Origin of the sequence: Streptomyces sp. NPDC051018 (assembly GCF_044456085.1) — a bacterium.
GTDB lineage: Bacteria > Actinomycetota > Actinomycetes > Streptomycetales > Streptomycetaceae > Streptomyces.
This window is the reverse complement of sequence record NZ_JBITFN010000005.1, coordinates 365,338-384,798: the sequence shown is the minus strand read 5'-3', so window position 1 is coordinate 384,798 and position 19,461 is coordinate 365,338. Positions and strand designations below refer to the sequence as shown.

The window sequence follows — 19,461 nt, the reverse complement described above, 5'->3', positions numbered from 1 at the left end:
TGCACAACCTCAATCTCGCCGGATAGACGAACAGCCGGACGGGCCACCGACCACGTCCACACCCAACCAGAGATCATTTACGGGACAAGCCTTAGTGGCTGATGAGCTCACCCAGCTCGGCCAGGAGATGGGAATGATCTAGGTCATGGCTTTCGTCGCCGTCTACGACGCCAATGTCTTGTATCCAAGCACCTTGCGTGACGTTCTCATCCGCGTAGCGCCAGCAGGGATAGTGCAGGCGAAGTGGACGGACCAGATTCTCGATGAGACCTTCCGCAACCTGAAGAAGAACCGGCCTGACCTGGATCCGGGGAAATTGGACCGAACACGGGAGCGGATGTCAGGTGCGGTCCGGGACGTGCTGGTCAAGGGGTATGAACCACTGATCGAAGTAGTTGATCTGCCAGACCCCGACGACCGGCACGTCCTGGCCACTGCCATCAGAGCAAAGGCGCAGGTGATCGTCACCTCCAACCTGAGGCACTTCCCTGCCGACAATCTGTCTACCCTGGGATGTACAGGCCGTCCATCCAGACGCGTTCATCGAGGCACAAGTCGACCTGTCTCCCCAGCTGGTCCACGGAGTGCTCACACAGATAGCGGACGGGTGGAAGAAACCGCCGCACGCAGTAGTCGCCGACGTGATCGCTTCCTTGGAGCGTGAGGGTCTCGTGGCGTCAGTAGCGGCGCTGCGAGCCTTGACCTGATTGCCTCCAGAGCCTGTGCCCCAACCAGGTGCGGTTGGGGCACGGGCATCTCCAGACGCTCAGCAGGCTCCGCTTTCCGGGTGCGTGCGAAACACCTCCGACACACTCTGTGTCGCTACAGAGACCTCGGTAGGCATAAAGCGCGTGGAGGATTGCATTCGTGTGATCCTGGGACTGCACCCCGCATTGAGCCACCTCGTGATGCACGCGTGTCGCAGGTCGTACGGGTGCCTGGCCACAGGTGAGCCGATGCGCTCGGGCGGGAGCACATGCGCGCGCTTCCTCCCCCACCCGCCAGTAGGTAGAAGAGCCGACCGCTCCCCCGCATCCCGTCGGTACAACGTGACCGGCCGCACGTCGACCAGCGTGCCTCTTCGCAGCACCCACGGCTGCGGTGCTCCCGCTACGCAGCCAAGTGACGGATTCCCACCCGGCTCGCGTGCATCGCCGTGGCCTGAATCCCCATGACCTCGACAGCAACACCCCACGCCTCAAGCATCTTGGCCGTCTGCACAAGGGTGACCTGGGAAAACGGGAACAGCGTGTCTGCGGTGAGGTCGGTTCCGCTCTTCAGCAGGATCGCGAATACGACCTTCAACGGCCGGAAGCCGTCCGGCAAGGCCCGACCGGGCCGGGCCACGGTCACCTTCCGGGCGAACCCGTCCATGGCCTCCGGCGAGTGCAGCAGGGTCTGAACGGCGACCACGGCCTGACCGAACAGATGACTCAGCGCGTCGGAGCCCTTGGCCCGCTTCACCATGACCAGGACATCGTCCGGGCTCAGCAGATCGCAGATCTCCACGCCGTTGCCCCGGTGCAGCGCGGTCCGGACGTTGTCACGGTCGAAGCAGACATACCCGGGCCGCAGGTCGGGCACCGACTCGTTGTAGTCCCGCTCCTTGTCCCCGAGCACCCAGGCCGGAAGGTCGACCGACGGCGTGTCGGTGATGAGCCGCTCCACCTGCGAACGGATCGCCTCCAGATACGCCTCACCGATCTCGTACCACTGACCGTCCAGCAGGAAGAACCGGCGGGCACCGAGCGCCACTTGCGCCTCGATCCACCGCAGCACGCTCGACGTCCAGATGACGTCGCCCCTCTCCGCCCGGGTGTGCGCGTGAAGGGTGACGGTACCGTCCCGGAGCGCGGCGAAGCGCGTTCCCGCCCTCTGCACCCGGGCCCGGTCGAGGACGTACTCCAGGCTGAAGTCGTCGGTGAGGCGCGCCTCCCGGCTGTGTACCTTGGTGGCGAATGCCTGGGCAGTGCCGTAGTCGTCCCAGTGATCTGACGGCACGGCGGCTGCGATACGTCCGTCCGGTACCTCGCCCAGCATGCCGTCGAGCCGCTCCTCCAGCCGCGTGACGAGGCCGGCGTCCTTGACCGGGACGATGTGCTCGACGAACTCCAGCTCCGGAGCCGGGGCGTTGTCCCGAAGGACACCGGCGATGGCCCGGATGTCCGCGACCAGGTCCGCGGCGTCGATACCGAGGCGCATCCGCAGCCCGGTACCGCCCTCGACGCTGGAGAGCTTCGTACGGTCGTCCTGAGCAATCGTCAGCTGGATCCCGTCCAGCCGACCGCCCAGCCGCCGCACGATCTGCGCGTGCTCCTGGACCCCCAGGCTCCAGACCGGAGCGCCGCCGGGCACGAGCGTGATGTCGGTCCGGCCGCCGCCCGGCGTATGGGAGACCATGTCCCGGATCTGCGCGGGATCCACCCTGCGGATCACGAAACTCAGCCCGAACCGCCGGTCCTTGACCCGGTCGGGCACCAGGCGGAAGCCCTGGTCGTAGCCGATGGCGTACACCTCGCCGTCGACCACGAGCATCAGCAGCCCGGCCGACCGGTTGACCGCCCGCGACACCTCGCATCCGGTCGTGCGATTGATCTCTCCGCACCAGCTCGCGACCGGCTTCTCGAAGCTGCCGGTGACCAGCAAGGACGGAACACCCAACCGCTCCTCTGGGAAGTGCAGTTCCGCGTCGACGGCTTCGAGCCGAGCCAGGTCGAGGACGTCGAACAGCGCGTCGACCGTGGGAGCGACACCCGTGAGTCGGTACAGGGTGCGCTTGGACGTACCGGAAGTGCTGGTGGCCATGGTGCCGCTCCATTCGAATCGACGTGTTTGCGGGCAGGAGGAAGTCCGGGAAACCCGGAGAAGCCGGGAAGCCGAGTGAAAGCACAACCAGTAGAGCGACAACTGAAAGCACTGTCAAACACTTCACTTCGATTGGATGTCGGTATAGAGTGAAGCCGTCCAGCAAGCCCGCCCCCACGTCACCCGGCAGGAGCCCATGAACCAGCAGGCCAGTGCCCTCGTGACCGCCGCCGACATCTCACGGCTGGCCGGAGTAACCCGCGCCACGGTGAGCAACTGGCGTCGTCGGCATCCGGACTTCCCGGCCCCTGCGGGGGGCACGGACACCAGCCCGACCTACGACCTCGACGCCGTGCGCGCCTGGCTCTCCGCCCGTGGCCGGCTCCCCGAGGACACACCGGCGGACCGACTTCGCACCGCGCTGCGCACCCACCCCGGCGGCGCCGAACTGGCCCTGCACCTGCTCCCCGCGGTGCTCACGGCTGCCCGGCTGGAACGGAGGGAGCGCGAAGCCCTTCCCGAACTGCGTGACGACGCACTACTGCGATGGGTCCGGTCAGCAGCGGACGACGGAGCCCAGGACATCCCGGGAAACGAGGACGCCGCGTACGCACCCGAGGCGGCCGGTCCGCTGAGGGCCTTGCTGCACAGCGTCGTCACGGATGGCGCCGAGGCCGCGACGGATGTCCTGGCCGAGCGTCTTCTGGAGGACACGGGAGGCACCGGCACTTACCTCACGCCCCGCCCCTTGGCCGACCTCATGGCCCGGCTCCTGACCGACAGCGCGGGTGCGTTCCCCGCGAGCGTTCTCGACCCCGCTTGCGGTACCGGATCACTGCTCGCCGCTGCGGCATCCGCCGGCGCGACCGCACTGCACGGCCAGGACGTCCTGGCCACCCAGTCCGCCCAGGCCGCCGTGCGGCTCCGGCTGAGCGCCCCCGAGGCGGCCATCACCGTACATACGGGAGACAGTCTGCGCTCCGACGCCTTCAAGGACCTCACCGCGGACGCCGTCCTGTGCAACCCTCCGTACGGAGTCCGTGAGTGGGGGCACGACGAGCTGGCATACGACCAACGCTGGGCCTACGGCGTGCCGCCCAAGGGCGAGCCCGAACTCGCCTGGGTCCAACACTGCCTTGCCCATCTCACCCCCCGCGGCCGTGCCGTGCTGCTCATGCCGCCCGCCGTCGCGGAGCGCACCGCCGGTCGGCGTATCCGGGCTCAGCTCGTACGCGACGGAGCCCTCCGTGCGGTCGTCTCCCTTCCCCAGGGCGCGGCCACCCCGCTCCACATCGGCCTGCACCTCTGGGTGCTCGAACGGCCCGATCCAGGGGCTGAAGCCCCGGGTACGGTCCTGCTCGTCGATACGGCTGCCGAGATCCGAGCTCTCGACTGGGACGCTGTCGATGACACCGTGCTTTCAGCGTGGCGGCCCTACCTCGACGACCAGGACGGCTTCGCAGGAGCCCCGGGTATCGCCACCGCCATGCAGGTCACCGATCTCCTGGACGAGGCCGTGGACCTGACCCCGGCCCGCCGCATCCGGACGGCTTCCCGGCAAGCACTCCGCCCCGAACTGCTGGCCCGGCAGGCATCGGAGCAGTACGACCAACTCCGTCAAGCGGCGGCAGACCTGGTCGGCATGAGCACCGACGGCGACTGGCCGCCGGCCGACGACCGGCCCCGCGACTGGCGCACCGCCACGGTTGCGGACCTTCTGCGCGGTGGCGCTCTCCGCCTGCTCCACACCGCGCCTCCGGGCCGCCGGACCCGTAGCGGCCAACCGGGGCCCCGGCCCGAAGCAGAACCCGGTGCACGACCGGCGCTCACGGCTGCCGACGTCTTCGAGAACCGGTCCGCCTCCGGAACGGAAGCGGACCTTCCGACCGGCGTCGCCGTCCCCTTCGTGGAGGCCAGTGACGTGCTTCTCACGGAGATCCTCCGCCCGGGACGGACGGCGGCGGCCCGGGTCGTCGAGCCGGGCGAGGCAGGCTGCTTCCTCGGACCCCATCTGCTGCTGTTCCGCCCGGATCAGCGGCGGCTCGACCCGTGGTTCCTCGCCGGGTTCCTGGCAGCGGAGCAGAACGTCAACGCCGCCGCCACCGGAACATCCCTCGTCCGGGTGGACCCGCGACGACTGCGCGTTCCCCTGCTCCCGCTCGCCGAGCAGCGGCGTTACGGCACCGCCTTCCGCCACCTGCACGAACTGCGCACCGCCGCCCGCCGTGCCGACCGGGCCGCCGAGGATGTCACCCGTCTCCTCGGCACCGGACTCACCGGCGGCGCGCTGTTGCCGAACGGTCACGGATCGGCGTGAAACGTGCGCCACGCACCGCGAACGACCAGACTCGACGTCTCCTGTCCTGATGGGACAGCGAACACCGGAAGGACTCCGTTGAACAGCAGTAAGCACACGGAACTGGCGAACCACGCGTGGTCGGTCGCCGACCTCCTGCGAGGTGACTACAAGCAGTCCGACTACGGCAAGGTGATCCTGCCGTTCACCGTGCTGCGGCGCCTGGAGTGTGTCCTCGCCCCGACCAAGGACAAGGTCCTGGAGGTCGCGGCCCGCTTCCAGGACCAGGACATCAACCCCGACCGCTTCCTGCGCAAGGCGTCCGGCCACAGTTTCTACAACACCAGCTCCTACACGCTGAAGGCCATCGCGGGCGACGCGTCTCACGCGGCGAAGTACCTCAACGAGTACTACGGCGCTTTCTCCCCCAACGCCCGGGAAGTCCTGGAGCGGTACGACTTCGCCCAGCAGATCAAGCGGCTGGACGCGGCGGACCTGCTGTACCAGGTGGTCGGACGATTCGCCGACCTCGACCTGCGGCCGGTGAAGAGGGACGAAGACGGCAATCTCGTGCTCGGCGAGGACGGCAAGCCGGTCGAGATCGTCACCAACCACCAGATGGGTTACACCTTCGAGGAGCTGATCCGGCGCTTCGCCGAGCAGTCCAACGAGACGGCCGGTGAGCACTTCACACCCCGGGAAGTCATCCGGCTGATGGTCAATCTGCTCGTCGCGCCGGACAGTGACGCCCTGGCCCTGCCGGGCACCGTGCGAACCGTCATGGACCCCGCCTGCGGGACCGGCGGCATGCTCAGCGCGGCCGAGGAGCACATCACGGCCCTCAACCCGGACGCCACCGTCAAGGTCTTCGGCCAGGAACTCAACGGCGAGTCCTGGGCCATCTGCCGGTCGGACATGATGATCAAGGGCCAGGATCCGGAGAACATCAAGTTCGGCAACTCGTTCAGCGACGACGGCCACGCCGGAGCCACCTTCGACTACCTGCTGGCCAACCCGCCGTTCGGTGTGGAGTGGAAGAAGGTCAAGGACGCGGTCGAGGGGGAACACGAGCGCCTCGGCGAGAGCGGGAGGTTCGGGGCCGGCCTGCCGCGCATCAACGACGGCTCGCTGCTCTTCCTCCAGCACATGATCTCGAAGATGAAGCCGGTGGACGCATCGGGGTCGGGCGGCAGCCGGATCGCGATCGTCTTCAACGGCTCCCCGCTGTTCACGGGAGCAGCCGAGTCGGGGGAGTCCAGGATTCGTCAGTGGATCCTGGAGAACGACTGGCTGGAGGGCATCGTCGCCCTGCCCGACCAGCTCTTCTACAACACCGGCATCTCCACGTACGTCTGGGTGCTCAGCAACCGCAAGGCAAGGGACCGGAGCGGCAAGGTCGTCCTGCTGGACGCGCGCGACTACTGGAGCAAGATGCGGAAGTCGCTCGGCAACAAGCGCAAGGAGCTGGGCGAGCAGCACATCTCCGAGATCACGAGGCTCTACACGGAGGCGCTGGCTGTTCTCGACGCGGCGGAGAAGGACGGCGGTCATGACCTGGCCGACCGGGCCGGAAAGATCAAGGTCTTCCGCAACGAGGACTTCGGGTATCGCCGGATCACCGTCGAACGACCGCTGAAGCTCCGCTTCGAGGTGACCGAGGAGACGATGGCGACCGTCACCGCGTCGAAACCGATCGCCCGGGCGACTGATGCCGAGGCGTTCGCAGCGGCGCTGCGCCCGCTGGTCGGGAAGTCCTGGACGGCGAAGTCCGACGCGTGGATCGCTCTCAAGGACGCGGTCGTCGCGGCCGGCCTGATGTGGCCAGCGGGTGCGCCGTTCAGCAAGGCGTTGCGGGAGGCGGTCGGCGTCCGGGATCCGAAGGGCGAGGTCCAGCACATCAAGGGCGAGTCGGAACCGGATCCTGATCTGCGGGACTACGAGAACGTGCCGCTGGAGGAGGACGTGGATGAGTACCTGCGGCGGGAGGTGTTGCCGCATGTCCCGGACGCATGGATCGACCACGGCAAGACGAAGGTGGGGTACGAGATCCCGTTCACGCGGCATTTCTATGTGTACAAGCCGCCGCGGGCGTTGGCGAAGATCGATGCGGAGTTGAAGTCGCTGGAGATCGAGATTCAGGCGCTGCTCGGGGAGGTCACGAAGTGACAAGCACTTCCGTCGCCCCCTGGCTTGAAGGGTCCCGCTGGCCAACCGTGCCAATTCGACTTGTTGCCCGACTTGGTTCCGGGCACACACCCAGCCGGAGCGTGCCAAAATATTGGGATAATTGCACGGTTCCTTGGATTACCCTGGCTGACGTATGGCAGTTGCGTAGCGGCACGACCGACGTCATTAGAGAGACAAAGGAGAAGGTTAGCGAGCTCGGCTTGGCCAATTCAGCAGCGGTAAAGCATCCGGCTGACACCGTGATCCTCTCGCGTACTGCGTCGGTCGGCTTCTCCGCGATCATGGGTGCGGATATGGCGACGAGTCAAGATTTTGCCACCTGGACATGTGGGCCAAAACTGAATCCCAGGTATCTTCTTCATTCACTCAGGGCAATGGCTCCGGATCTCAAGCGCATTGCAACGGGATCCACTCACAAGACGATTTACATGCCGGATATTGAGCAACTGAGGGTCCCGGTACCCCCGATGGATGAGCAGCACCGCATTGCAAATTTCCTCGACGCCGAGACCGCCCGCATCGACCGTCTTTTGACATTGAATAACTCGGTTCAAATGCGGCTGGTCGAACGAGTTCATTCCGTACGGGACAACCTAGTCAACCGGCTTGCAGATTCGCAGGCATCAGCGCCACTGCGCCGCTTTGTTACACGAATCGAGCAAGGTGCGAGTCCTCAGTCCGAAGCAGTCTCTCGCGAGGGAGAAAATGAACGGGCAGTGCTGAAGCTAAGCGCTGTGAAGAATGGGAAGTTCCACCCGGGGGAGAACAAGCGACTCCCAGAGGATGTCCAGTTTTCCTCAGTACACGAAGTCCGCGCTGGCGATTTTCTCGTGACCCGCGCGAACACGCCAAGCCTCGTGGGGGATGTTGCAGTCGTAGGCGATGATCCACCACCTCATCTCCTTCTTCCAGATCTCATCTATCGAGTTGGCCTGATCAGTGGAATCAAGGCCGAATACGTGATGCAGATCGCCTTGAGTGGTCGGGTTCGATCACTGATCGAATCCGTCGCCCGCGGAACCTCTCAGTCAATGGTCAAATTGCGAGGAGAGGACATTAAAGACTGGCCTATCCCACTTGCCACTTGGTCTCAGCAGACGGAATTTGTAAAAGAGATCGCGGAGGCAGCCGATGACGCGGCCAGCATTCAAGAGCTCATGAAACGTCAAGTCAGGTTGCTCGCTGAGCGCCGCCAAGCCCTGATCACCGCCGCCGTCACCGGCCAGATCGACGTGTCCACCGCCAGTGGACGCGGGATCGAGGGGTGATCACACCAGGGGTCCCGCCATGCTTCGCCACCCACTGCCATTCGTCGCCCATGTCCGCGCGTCCGCGACCTCAGATCCATGCTCATCACAACCTGACTCTCAACCGGTTCGCCGCGCGGCTCTGACTGAACACCGCAGGCAACCCGAACTCTGTACCTGATCACCGGAAAGCGGGGGGAACAGCCGCTCATGTCCATCCACGACGAAGAAGCCTTCAGGAACGCAATAGTCGCCACCATGCGCAAGCACGAGTGGCGTGAAGGAAGCCGACAGGACTACCGCCCCCTTCTCGGTCTCGACACGGCCCAACTCTTCGAGTTCATCGGCGAGACCCAGGCCGACGACTGGGCCGAGTTGATCGCCCTCTACGGAGGCGATCCCAACACCGCCCAGGCCGGGTTCGCCAAACGCGTGGACCAGGCGATCGGGAGCGACGGTGTGCTGGACGTCCTCCGCAAGGGTGTGAAGGACCACGGTGTCCTGATCAGGCTCGCGTACTTCAAGCCGTCGCTCGTCGCGTCGGACGCGGTCCTCGACGACTACCGGGCGAACCGGCTGACCTTCGTCAAGGAGCTGGAGTACGCCGCCAAGCAGGCGGACAAGGGCAAGCGGCTCGACCTCACCCTCTTCCTCAACGGGATCCCGCTGGCGACCGCCGAGTTGAAGAACGCCCTCACGCGCCAGGGCGTGGAGGCCGCCAAGGAGCAGTACCGCACGGACCGTGACCCCACGGAGCTGATCTTCGCGCGGCGCGTGATCGCGAACTTCGCCATCGACACGGACCTGGTGTTCGTCGCGCCGGAGCTGCGGGGCAAGCCGACGCGGTTCCTGCCGTTCAACACCGGCTCGGAAGGCCCGGGGAAGCCCGGCGGCGCGGGGAATCCGGCGCCCACCGTCGCCGGGACGTACGCGGCCTCGTACCTGTGGGAGCAGATCTGGCAGCCGGACACCTGGCTGGACCTGATCGAGCGGTTCGTGCACCTCAGCAAAGAGAAGGGCCCGGACGGACGGACCCGCAAGAAGCTGATCTTTCCGCGTTACCACCAGTGGGACATCGTCAAGAAGCTCGCCGCCCACGCGGCCCGCCACGGCGCCGGTCACCACTACCTCGGCATGGCTTCCGCCGGATCCGGCAAGTCGAACACCATCGGGTGGCTGGCCCACCGCCTGTCGTCGCTGCACACTCCCACCGATCCGGCCGGGATCGACCCCGATGCCCTGGCCGCCGGGCTCAAGCCGGGCGCGCCCGTGTTCGACAAGGTCGTGATCATCACCGACCGCCGCAATCTCGACGCCCAGCTCCGTGAGACCGTCGGCAGTTTCGAGAAGAACGCCGGTCTGGTGGTGAAGATCGACGAGAAGCACGGCGCGAAGTCCGCCCAGCTCGCCCAGGCACTGTCCCGTGAGACCGGGAAGATCATCACGGTCACGCTGCACACCTTCCCGGCCCTCCTCGACTATCTGCGCCGCAGCCCCACCGAGATCCAGGGCCACAACTTCGCGATCATCGTGGACGAGGCGCACTCGTCGCAGTCCGGCGACGCCGCCACGGCCGTCCGCGCTGCCCTGCGCGAGCTGGGCCTGGACTCGGACTCCGACGAGGCCGGGGCCACCGAGCACGCGGCGGCCACCACCGACGCCAAGCTCGTCCGGAAGGCCATCCAGCGCAGCAAGGCCGCGAACCTCTCCTACTTCGCTTTCACGGCCACGCCCAAGGCCAAAACCCTTGAGCTCTTCGGCACCCTGGAGACCGTGGGCGGCGAGCCCACGTACGTGCCCTTCCACACGTACTCGATGCGCCAGGCCATCGAGGAGGGCTTCATCCTCGATCCCCTGCGCACCTACGTCACGTATGACACGTACTGGAAGCTGGTGAACAAGAACCCCGACGAACGGCAGGTGGACCCGTCCAAGGCGAATCCGCTGCTCGCCCGGTACGCGCTCACGCACGACTCCACCGTGACCCAACAGGCGCACGTGATCGTCGAGCACTTCCGCACGCACACCGCCGGCAGGCTCGGCGGGCGGGCCAAGGCCATGGTGGTGACGGCCTCCCGGCACAGCGCCGTGCAGATGGCCCGTGCGATCAGGAAGTACGTCGACGACCAGGCGTACGCCGACCCCGGTGTCCTGGTCGCGTTCTCCGGCAGCCTGCCGTACGACGGCGAGGAGACCACCGAGCCGAAGGAGAACGGCGGTCTGGCCGAGTCCGCGCTGCCGAAGGCGTTCGCGTACACGCGCAAGGACGACAAGGCCGTGCGCACCGGCGGGAGGGCGACGCAGCGCGAGTACCGCATCCTGGTCGTCGCCGAGAAGTACCAGACCGGCTTCGACCAGCCGCTGCTCACCACGATGTACGTGAACAAGAAGCTCGCGGGCATCAGCGCCGTCCAGACGCTCTCCCGGCTGAACCGCACCGCCGACCGCAAGTCGCAGGCGGACCTGGCCGTACTGGACTTCGTCAACGACGCCGAAGAGATCAAGGAGTCCTTCCGCCCTTACTTCGAGGAGGCCAACACCCTCCCCTCCGATCCCAACCTCCTCTACACCGCGCAGAGCAAGGTCATGCAGCCCGACGTCCTCGTCGACGAGGAGATGCGGGAGTTCGCCGACGCCTATCTGGCGGCCGAGGAGAAGGCCGCCGGCTCGGTGGCCCGGTGGGAGAAGCTGCACGCGGAGCTGTACCGGCATCTCGGCCCCGCCGTGGAGCGGTTCACCGAGCTGCTGGACCGGAAGGACGAGGCCGGTGACCCGGACGAGGAGGCCGGCGCTGCCGCCGAGCAGTTCCGCGCCGATCTCAACGACTACGTACGGAAGTACGGCTTCCTCTCACAGATCGTGCCCTACCGCGACGCCGACCTCGAATGCCTCTACCTCTACGGCCGCCACCTGCTCAACCGTCTGCCGCGACGCGGAGACGGCGGCGTGGACATCGGGGACCTCGACCTCAGTCACCTGCGGGTGCAGAGGACCGGCGAGCACGACCTCTCACTGACCGCCGAGGGGCCGGCGGGGTTGCGCGGCTTCGGCGAGGGTGCGGGCGGTGCCAAGGAGCAGGAGAAATCCCCGCTGTCGGAGCTGATCGAGAAGTTCAACGACAAGTTCGGCACCGACTTCACGGAACAGGACGTGCTCACGCCGTTCGACGAGGCGAAGGCGGACCCGAAGGTCCGTGCCGCCGCCGTCAACGACGAGGAGAACTTCGGGCTCGTCTTCGACGAGGTCTTCGAGGACAAGATGGCCGAGCACATCGACACCATCGCCGATATGGGACGCCAGTACTTCAGCCACGACGACAGCTTCAAGCAGTCGCTCAACCAGAGTGCGCGCCGGGCGGCCTGGCGGATGATCCGCCGGGAGGAGAACATCGACGACGAGGCGGCCTGACCGCACGCCCGGTCTCCCCCGGCGGTCGGCTCCGCCCCGTCAACCGTCCTGGCGGAAAGGGAGGCCCGCGATGACGGATGCTCCGCGCGTGGGGCGGGGCCGGACGGTCCAGGCGGTGGCGAGGTGATCGACCAGGAGCAGACCCCGACCGCTCTCGGAGTCCGGGTCCGGGTGGACCAGCGTCGGATTGCCCGGACCCTGGTCGGAAACGGCGAGCCAGTAGTGTCCGTCGGCAGGCCACAGGACGAGTTCGATGAGGTCCTCGTCCTCCCGGCGGGCGCCGTGGCGGATGGAGTTGGTGACCAGCTCCGAGGTCAACAGCCCGAGATCGTCGCCGAGGTGAGGCCGAAGGGCGTGCGGCAGCGATTCGGCGACGGCGTGCCGGGCCCGCCGCACGGAGGTGGGGTGGGCAGGGAAATGCCAGTGGATGGGTACGAGGGGGATCTCGGGCATGGCGAACTCCACGTCTGCGTGAGGGGTTTGGGGTCGCCGGTGGCCTACCGCCCTGGTCGTGGGCACACCCGTCCCAGGGCGGACGGGCGTGATCGCGCGGTGCGCTTCCGACATCGCGTTGTGTAACTTGCGCGTGCCCAACGCTAGCGGACCCCCATGGCATGGCGCCACAGATTCAATGGCAATTTGCCACAGTAGAGTTGGACCAAGCATGCGAACCGCGGCAGACTGGCGGGGCCAGGCAGAGAGGACAGCGAGTCAATGCGAAGTGCACCCACAGAACGCCAACAGCGACTTGGCTCTGAACTGCGCAAACTCCGCCTCGCGGCAGGTGCAAGCACGCAATACGCAGCTGGCCTGCTGAACCTGGACCGCGCGAAGATCTCCAACATGGAAGCAGGCACTCGGATCACGAGCCAGGAGCGAGTGCGGACGCTGGCCAGCAACTACGACTGCTCTGACGATACTTACGTCGACGCCTTGGCGGCCATGGCCAATGAAACGGAGCCCGGCTGGTGGGAGCAGTACCGCGGCACCTTGCCGTCTGGACTGCTCGACATCGCCGAGCTTGAGTGGCATGCCAAACGCCTACTCACGGGCCAGATCGTCCATCTGCCTGGCCTCTTGCACACCGAGGAGTACGCTCGCGCGGTGTTCAACTCCGGGCTGCCCCGCATGTCCCGTTTCGAGGTCGAGTTGCGCGTAAAGCACCGGATGGATCGACAGCAGGTTCTCGATGAGCCGATCTCACTTCCGTACACCGGATACATCCACGAGGCGGCCCTCCGTATGCAGTTTGGTGGGCGCAAGGTCACTCAGACCCAACTCGAACACCTACAGGTCATGTCCGAGCGCGACAACATCACTCTGCGGATCATCCCCGTCAGCTGCGACGGCTTTCCTGGAGCGGGGCACGCCCTCCTGTACGCGGAAGGTCCCGTGCGGCAGCTCGACACAGTCCAGTTGGATTCCACGCACGGCCCCGAGTTCCTCGATGCCGAGGCCCAACTCGCCAGATTCCGTGCCCACCTCGACTGGATGGATACGCACTCTCTGAGCCCCGAAAAATCTCAGGAACTCATCCACACTGTCGCCCGTGAACTCTGAGGTGCCCTCATGCCTGCCATCACGTGGGAAACCCCCTACTGCGCAGAAGGTAACAACTGCTTCCGCCTCGGCACCGACACCGAGGGCAACGGCTACATAGCCGTTGCCGGACAAGAGGACCACTACCTCACCGACTCCCTCGAAGCCCTGCGCACCCTGATCACCGACATCAAGGCCGGCAAGGCAGACCACCTGTTGTAGGACCGCCAACGCCCGACACCGCCAATCGGTACCGTGTACGGCTGTCAGGTGACGAGGGCATCAGGACAACGGGGGCGCAACGCGTGGCGCAGGAACGGAGAATCGGTGAGCAGGGCCGCTACGAGCTGATCGAGGAGATCGAGTCCGGCGGCATGGGCACGGTCTGGCGCGGCTACGACGCCGTTCTCGACCGGGAGATCGCGGTCAAGCTCATCCGGCCCGACGTCGTCGCGACACCCGCGCAGGCAGAGGAGTTCACCCGCCGCTTCGAGCGTGAGGCACGCGTCACCGCACGCATCGGCCACCACGGCGTGCCGCAGGTCTTCGACGCGGTGCTGGACGAGGCGTCGTTCGACCGGCTGTACCTGGTGATGGAGTACGTGCGCGGGGTCTCCCTGCGCAGGGTGCTCACAGGCGCGGAGGACGGCGCGGCGGTACGGCTCCCGGTGAGCTGGGCCGCTTCGATCGTCGCGCAGATCTGCACGGTCCTGTCGTACGCCCACGCCATCCCGGTCGTGCACCGCGATCTGAAGCCGGACAACGTCCTGATCGCCGCGGACGGGACGGTCAAGGTGCTGGACTTCGGCATCGCGAAGCTGCTGCGCACGGACGTCACCCGGCTCACGGCCACCGGCAACCGGATCGGTACGAGCCGCTACATGCCGCCCGAACAGATCGACGGCGCGCAGATCACGCCGCTCAGCGACCTCTACGCGCTCGGCTGTGTGCTGCATGAACTCCTCGCCGGTGCGCCTGTCTTCAGCGGCCACAACGACTACCAGCTCCTGCACCAGCACATGGACGTGCCGCCGACGCCGTTGCGCACCCTGCGGCCCGAAGTGCCGGAGGACCTGGAGGCGCTGACCCTGAGCCTGCTGGCCAAGGCGCCCGAGCAGCGTCCGGCCGACGCGTACGCGGTGTACGAGCGCCTGTCGCCGCACCTGCCGCAACCGGGTTCAGCAGCTGACCCCGTGGTCTTCACCGACGGCGGCTCCCCTTCCGAGGTGCCCGACCCGACGGTGATCTACCGCTGGCCGAACGCACCGCTGCGGCGGCCCCCGGCGCCTGCGTCCTCACCCGAGCCGGTGGCTCCCGTACCGGTCCCGGCGCGTGTCGATACCGCGCTGCGGGACGCGATCCGGGACGCCTACGCCCGGTCCGCGGACCTCGCCGAGAGCGGGCGGTTCACCCAGGCCGCGGATGTCCTCAAGGCGGCGATCGCCACGGCGCTCACCGCTCTCGGCGCGCACAACCCGCGTGTGCTCGGCCTTCGGCGGCAGCGCGCGGCGGTTCTCATGGCCGGCGAGGACTTCCAGCGTGCCCTGCCGGAGTTCGACGCACTGGCCGCCGTCTACGCCCGTACGGCGGGACCGTCCAGCGACAACGCGCTGGAGTGCCGTCGGCACGCCGCCCACTGCCGGGCCAATCTCGGCCAGGCCCCCGCCGCTCTGCGGGAGTTCCAGGAAGTCCTGGAGACCGTGTCCGACACGGACGGAGACGCCTCCGAGACCGCTCTCGACCTGCGCCGCAGCATTGGCATCCTCCTCTTCTCCGAAGGCCGCCGCACCGAGGCCGAGGGCGTACTCGACGCCCTCCACGAGGACATGTGCGTCCTCCACGGCGAGGAACACGAAGAGACCCGCGAGATCGCCGGCCTCCTCGCCCGGCTGCGCCGCCCGGAGGGCTCGGGCCCCTACTGACGTCCAGACGGTACCGTCATGCCCCGTCCTCGCCGTCTTCGTCCTCTTCACTGTGGATGCGCTGGGCCAGATTCCACAGGCTGCGGCCCTCCGCCGGGAACCAGCGAGCCGTCCCCTGGTTGGCCACCGGCCGATCGTCCCATTCGGCATCCGCCCACATCTTCGACACCAGCCCGGACGGCGAGTACTGCTGCTCGTCGTACGCCCAAAGGATCGGCTTGGTCCGATGATTGGCCCAGGTCGCCTGGCGTCGCCTTTCGTCTTCGACGAGCCACTCTTCCATGGCCTCACGCTCGGGCTCGTTCAGAGCCACGTACCGGAGGGGGGCTCCGTCCTTGATGACACGGCGGTCGACCAGGAGCGGCACAGTGTTCGGGCGGCGCGGCTTGCGCTCCTTCACGGGAGCTGCGGGAAGGGCGACGCCATCGGCCAGATCGCCGAGGACTTGTTTCGCGAGCTCGCGGCATGTCTGCGCAGTCTGGAAGGCGGTCCTGATCTGAGGATGCGGGCCAGGCCGAGTGACGATTTCGTGCGTCAGCCGGCGCACCAGGTCCGGTACGAGGGCGGGGATCTTCTCCAGGACCTCGCTGTCCCAGTCGAAGTCGGGGTCATCGATGCTCGTGGCACCGAGATGCTGGAAGAGCAGGTGGGTGACGAGAAACCCACCGTGCTCCGCGGTCGCCGCCTCGCGGCTGTTCTGCCCGCTGCCGAGTTCATAGACCGCACTCCGTGCCGCGCGCAGCGTGAGCACGGAACGCCACACCTTCTGCGGTGAGGGTTCGCGTTTGAACAGCAGGGTGTGGCTGCCTGTGGAACCCTGCTCCCAGAGGTTCTCCGTGGAACTGGCGGCTCGGGCGGCCTGTTCCGCGTCCGGGTGCAGACAAGCAAGGGCGAGGGCGAGTTCGTCCAGTGAACAACCGGTCTCGGGCGCAGCGACCGGCTCACCCCGTTTGATCACGTACTGCTTGCGCAGTTCGGCGCGCAGGTTGGCCTTGATCGCCTGGTGCACGGGTTCGAGCGCGATGTGATCGCGCTGTTCGATGGCGTTCTGCCGGTTCGCCGCCTGCGAGACCTGTACGCCGAACTCCCGGTCCTCATATGTGTTGATGACCTTGATGCTCAGAGTGGCATGGGCCGCGGCCTCGCCGTCATCATGCATGGCCCTGGCGACAGCCCGTACCGTCTGAGCGCCGTTGACGATGCTCGCTCCGGTCACGGCGAGAGTGGTCGGCCTGTTCCGCGGCGCCTTGGCACTTTCGTGCCTGGCCGTGAGTGAATCGCAGATCATGGTGATGCCGTTGTTCAGGTACCAGAACTTGGTGGGATCGGCGGTAAGGGTCTGACCGATCTCCGCATTGGTGACGGTGGTCCCGAGCGGGGCCCGGAGATTCTGTTCGAACAGGCCGGTACCATGCGTCTCGTACCACTCGGCCACGCTTTCGGCGGTGACCGTGCCCTGATAGGCCTCAAGCGGTCCCTTCTGCTGATACCAGTCGTCCAGCCGTACATCCAGACAGATCGGCTCCGGCCGGAGGTCCGCGTGGATCTGCTCATGGAAATCGGCGGCGACCAGTACCTTGGTACTCAGGCGTGCACCATGCTCGTTGAACTCGCGGAGAGCGTTGTCGAGGACCTCACGCGCCGGCGGGGAGGGCTTAACGGTGCCCATCAGCGCGATGACCAGGATGGTCTTCTCCTTGATGAGGAGCGGTCTGGCTTCCAGCGCAAGGGCGGCGGCACGCTGATTGAACTGGTCGTACAGCTCGTTCTCGATCCGGTTCAGACCGTCGACCATCGCTTTGGCGGCGTCCACGTCGAAGGTCGCCGTACCCTTGTCGCTCCACTTCGCCTGGACAAGCAGCACCTGCCCGCTCTCGGGAAGGGGGGCGATGGCGTCCAGCCCCTGGTCCGCGATCCCGTCCGTCACGAACCGGGCTGCCTCGGCCACGCCGCACTTGCCCACGCGTCGTACCGCGAGGGCCGCGAGAGCGCGGGAGAGAAAGCGCTGTTCGTAGTTGCCCCCTCGGAAGTGGGCGATGTCGCTGTCGGCGATCACCCCGTCGAACGTCTCGTGCAGTTGCTCGCGGACCTGCGTTACCTGGCGAGGCGTGTCCGCCCCCGAGGTGGCCATGGATGGTTGCCTTCCCACTGGTGATGTCACGTGATGCCCTGAGCCCGCGTCCCGATCCCGGAGCCGTTGCCACGCGGCCGACTGCTGAAGTCGACGACCACCAGAGCGACACCGACCGTTTCGACGGTGGCCTCCACCCAGTCCAAGGCCACTTCGAAGGGCACGTGGCGCGCACCGAACCAGCCGTCTCGCACCAAGCGGGCGAAGTCCGTCGGCACCAGGTGGCGGGTGAGCATGTCGGTGGACGGACCTCCGAGACCATGCAATCCGGCGGCCGAGACCGCTGCCTCGATCTGGCCGTACGGGTAGATCGCGCCGGAGCTCGTCCGGTGCAGGGCAGCAGTGAAGGGCACCTGCTCGTGGATACGGAGAAAGAGAGGGTCGTCCAGCAAGCCGTAGTCGCCGGCGCTGCGTCGAGCGGATCTCGGCAGGCGGTGAACACGGCCGAGGAAATCGTCCAGACTGTGCCGGACGTCGGATGACAAGAGCCCCTTCGGGCCAGGACACAGATAGCGCAGTACGACGAGTGTCCGGGTGTCGACGTGGTAGTAGTAGGCGTCGAGGGAACCCTCCCCGCCGTCGATGACCCGCCGTTCGGTTATCGACGTGGCCTCGAAGTCATAGCTTTGGCGGCCCCCGCTGCTCGCGAACGCCTGGACGACGGTCTCACCGACACCGCTGAACCTCTCCGCTGTCCGCCCGCGGATGTCATCGAGCATCGGCTGAACCGCATTCCCGGTCAGCCCGCTGAGGAAGCCTGCCCGGGCGGCCGTCCTGTCCCAGCCGCGCACCGGCTGGAAGTCGTTCGGGGCCAACCCGGCGATCTTGGCTAAGAGCAGCAGAGCGTCACGCTCATCGCGCCAGCGGAGTTCCCGGTCGCTCCAGTCTTCGCCGTCGTCGAGCAACGGCAACAGCGCCTGGACTTCCCGCTCCACATCAGGGGAGGCGCGCCGGAGATTGGCGAACACGATGTCCGCGCCGACCGTGACAGGCCCACTTTCCGGTAGGGGCCTCGCGAGTGCACCGTCCCGTTCGCCGCTGGCGCACCAGAGCCCCGCGAAAGGCACCAGGCCTTGAATCCTTCGGGCAGCGGTGACGACAACCTTCCGGTCCCGGTCGGTCTCGTGAGCAGGGCGCACGATGCCCAGCCCCCAGATCCGCTCCGGTTGCTCCCGGTCACCTTCGTCACCCTGCTCGTCGGCAGGAGTAAGCAGAATCGCGAGGTGTGACTTGACCTCGGGCCAGTCACGGCAGGGTTGGGAGTAGGACCTTTCCTTGGTGCGGTCGGCATCGAGCAGACGAAGTAGGTCATTGTCAGGGCGCAGAATCGCCAGCCGGGGCGATCGTGCCACAGACGGAGGCTCTGCCTGCTGTGGTCGTACGAATGCCATCCAGTCCCCCCGAACCGCCTGCCGGCACACCGTGCCGAAGTCAGGCGAATGGTACTGCGGCGCGAGCTCATCTGCCGCCCGCGGATCACCCGCCGCGCACTGTGTGACGACGCACTGTCCGCGGTCGCCCAGGGCGTGTCGGACCCGACCGAGGTCGGCTCGATGCCGGAACGGGCCCGCTCCGCCATGGTCGCCCACTGAAGATGCTCAGCTCCACACGCTACATCCGCAAGGGGCAGGATCTACTCGGGGCACGGCGGCCGGCCATCAGCGTGGTGGACCCGTGATCCGCTTCAACCAGCTGCGCTCGGGCGGGAGCGCGTACTCGCGCTGTTCACCAGGACGCGCGGGTCCACCATGTCGGTGGACCCGACGCGCTTCCGGCGGGTCCGCTGAAGCGGGTTCTCCGGGAGCTGGCCCGTGGCCACCGCGTGTTCGAGAGCGGCGTTCACAGCCCGGCGGCGCTTCCTGGCCCGGGCAGCCGAGCACGCCCGCTGAGCGACGGGAACCGTACGAGCCGCTCGGCCGGACTGCC

The 19,461-nt window shown here is 66.8% G+C and carries 13 protein-coding genes; 9 read left to right on the top strand and 4 right to left on the bottom strand.

The window, feature by feature from the left end:
- Window positions 1-145: 145 nt before the first annotated feature.
- Window positions 146-664 (top strand): PIN domain-containing protein, encoded by a 519-nt coding sequence (locus tag ACIBCM_RS12335; protein ID WP_399242081.1) that lies wholly within the window; start codon window positions 146-148, stop codon window positions 662-664.
- A gap of 446 nt (window positions 665-1,110) precedes the next feature.
- On the opposite strand, the gene ACIBCM_RS12330 is transcribed toward ACIBCM_RS12335, so the two are convergent.
- Window positions 1,111-2,805, bottom strand: coding sequence for a TIGR04141 family sporadically distributed protein (locus ACIBCM_RS12330; RefSeq protein WP_399242079.1), 1,695 nt, complete (start codon window positions 2,803-2,805; stop codon window positions 1,111-1,113).
- 196 nt (window positions 2,806-3,001) lie between these two features.
- Between ACIBCM_RS12330 and ACIBCM_RS12325 the strand changes: the two genes are divergently transcribed.
- From ACIBCM_RS12325 to ACIBCM_RS12310, 4 genes are all read left to right on the top strand, one after another.
- The gene (locus ACIBCM_RS12325) at window positions 3,002-5,122 is read left to right on the top strand and encodes an N-6 DNA methylase (protein WP_399242077.1); all 2,121 of its coding nucleotides are present in this window, start codon (window positions 3,002-3,004) and stop codon (window positions 5,120-5,122) included.
- A gap of 78 nt (window positions 5,123-5,200) precedes the next feature.
- The gene (locus ACIBCM_RS12320; protein ID WP_399242074.1) at window positions 5,201-7,267 is read left to right on the top strand and encodes an N-6 DNA methylase; all 2,067 of its coding nucleotides are present in this window, start codon (window positions 5,201-5,203) and stop codon (window positions 7,265-7,267) included.
- Window positions 7,264-8,556 carry a restriction endonuclease subunit S gene (locus ACIBCM_RS12315; RefSeq protein WP_399242072.1) on the top strand — a complete coding sequence of 431 codons (1,293 nt, stop codon included), beginning with the start codon at window positions 7,264-7,266 and terminating at the stop codon, window positions 8,554-8,556. Before ACIBCM_RS12320 ends, ACIBCM_RS12315 begins: the two co-directional genes overlap by 4 nt.
- A 189-nt stretch (window positions 8,557-8,745) precedes the next feature.
- Entirely contained in the window at window positions 8,746-11,943 is a 3,198-nt protein-coding gene (locus tag ACIBCM_RS12310) for a type I restriction endonuclease subunit R (RefSeq protein WP_399242070.1), read from the top strand.
- Between the two features lie 39 nt (window positions 11,944-11,982).
- Here ACIBCM_RS12310 and ACIBCM_RS12305 read toward each other — a convergent pair whose 3' ends face one another.
- Window positions 11,983-12,396 (bottom strand): ATP-binding protein, encoded by a 414-nt coding sequence (locus ACIBCM_RS12305; protein ID WP_399242068.1) that lies wholly within the window; start codon window positions 12,394-12,396, stop codon window positions 11,983-11,985.
- A gap of 261 nt (window positions 12,397-12,657) precedes the next feature.
- On the opposite strand from ACIBCM_RS12305, the gene ACIBCM_RS12300 reads away from it, so the two are divergent.
- The 3 genes from ACIBCM_RS12300 to ACIBCM_RS12290 all read left to right on the top strand — a co-directional run bounded on the left by ACIBCM_RS12300 (window position 12,658) and on the right by ACIBCM_RS12290 (window position 15,404).
- The gene (locus tag ACIBCM_RS12300) at window positions 12,658-13,503 is read left to right on the top strand and encodes a helix-turn-helix domain-containing protein (RefSeq protein WP_399242066.1); all 846 of its coding nucleotides are present in this window, start codon (window positions 12,658-12,660) and stop codon (window positions 13,501-13,503) included.
- A 9-nt stretch (window positions 13,504-13,512) separates the two neighbouring features.
- Window positions 13,513-13,704 carry a hypothetical protein gene (locus tag ACIBCM_RS12295; protein ID WP_399242064.1) on the top strand — a complete coding sequence of 64 codons (192 nt, stop codon included), beginning with the start codon at window positions 13,513-13,515 and terminating at the stop codon, window positions 13,702-13,704.
- Window positions 13,705-13,787: 83 nt separating this feature from the next.
- Window positions 13,788-15,404, top strand: coding sequence for a protein kinase (locus tag ACIBCM_RS12290; RefSeq protein WP_399242062.1), 1,617 nt, complete (start codon window positions 13,788-13,790; stop codon window positions 15,402-15,404).
- A gap of 16 nt (window positions 15,405-15,420) precedes the next feature.
- On the opposite strand, the gene ACIBCM_RS12285 is transcribed toward ACIBCM_RS12290, so the two are convergent.
- Together ACIBCM_RS12285 and ACIBCM_RS12280 are read right to left on the bottom strand one after the other, a co-directional pair.
- Complete coding sequence (locus ACIBCM_RS12285) at window positions 15,421-17,535, bottom strand: AIPR family protein (protein WP_399242059.1); 2,115 nt, start codon at window positions 17,533-17,535, stop codon at window positions 15,421-15,423.
- A gap of 26 nt (window positions 17,536-17,561) precedes the next feature.
- A complete protein-coding gene (locus ACIBCM_RS12280) occupies window positions 17,562-18,887 on the bottom strand; it encodes a hypothetical protein (RefSeq protein WP_399242057.1) in 1,326 nt (441 codons plus the stop codon).
- 87 nt (window positions 18,888-18,974) lie between these two features.
- On the opposite strand from ACIBCM_RS12280, the gene ACIBCM_RS12275 reads away from it, so the two are divergent.
- Window positions 18,975-19,127, top strand: a complete 153-nt coding sequence (locus ACIBCM_RS12275; RefSeq protein WP_399242054.1) for a hypothetical protein — start codon at window positions 18,975-18,977, stop codon at window positions 19,125-19,127.
- The last annotated feature ends 334 nt before the right edge of the window (window positions 19,128-19,461 follow it).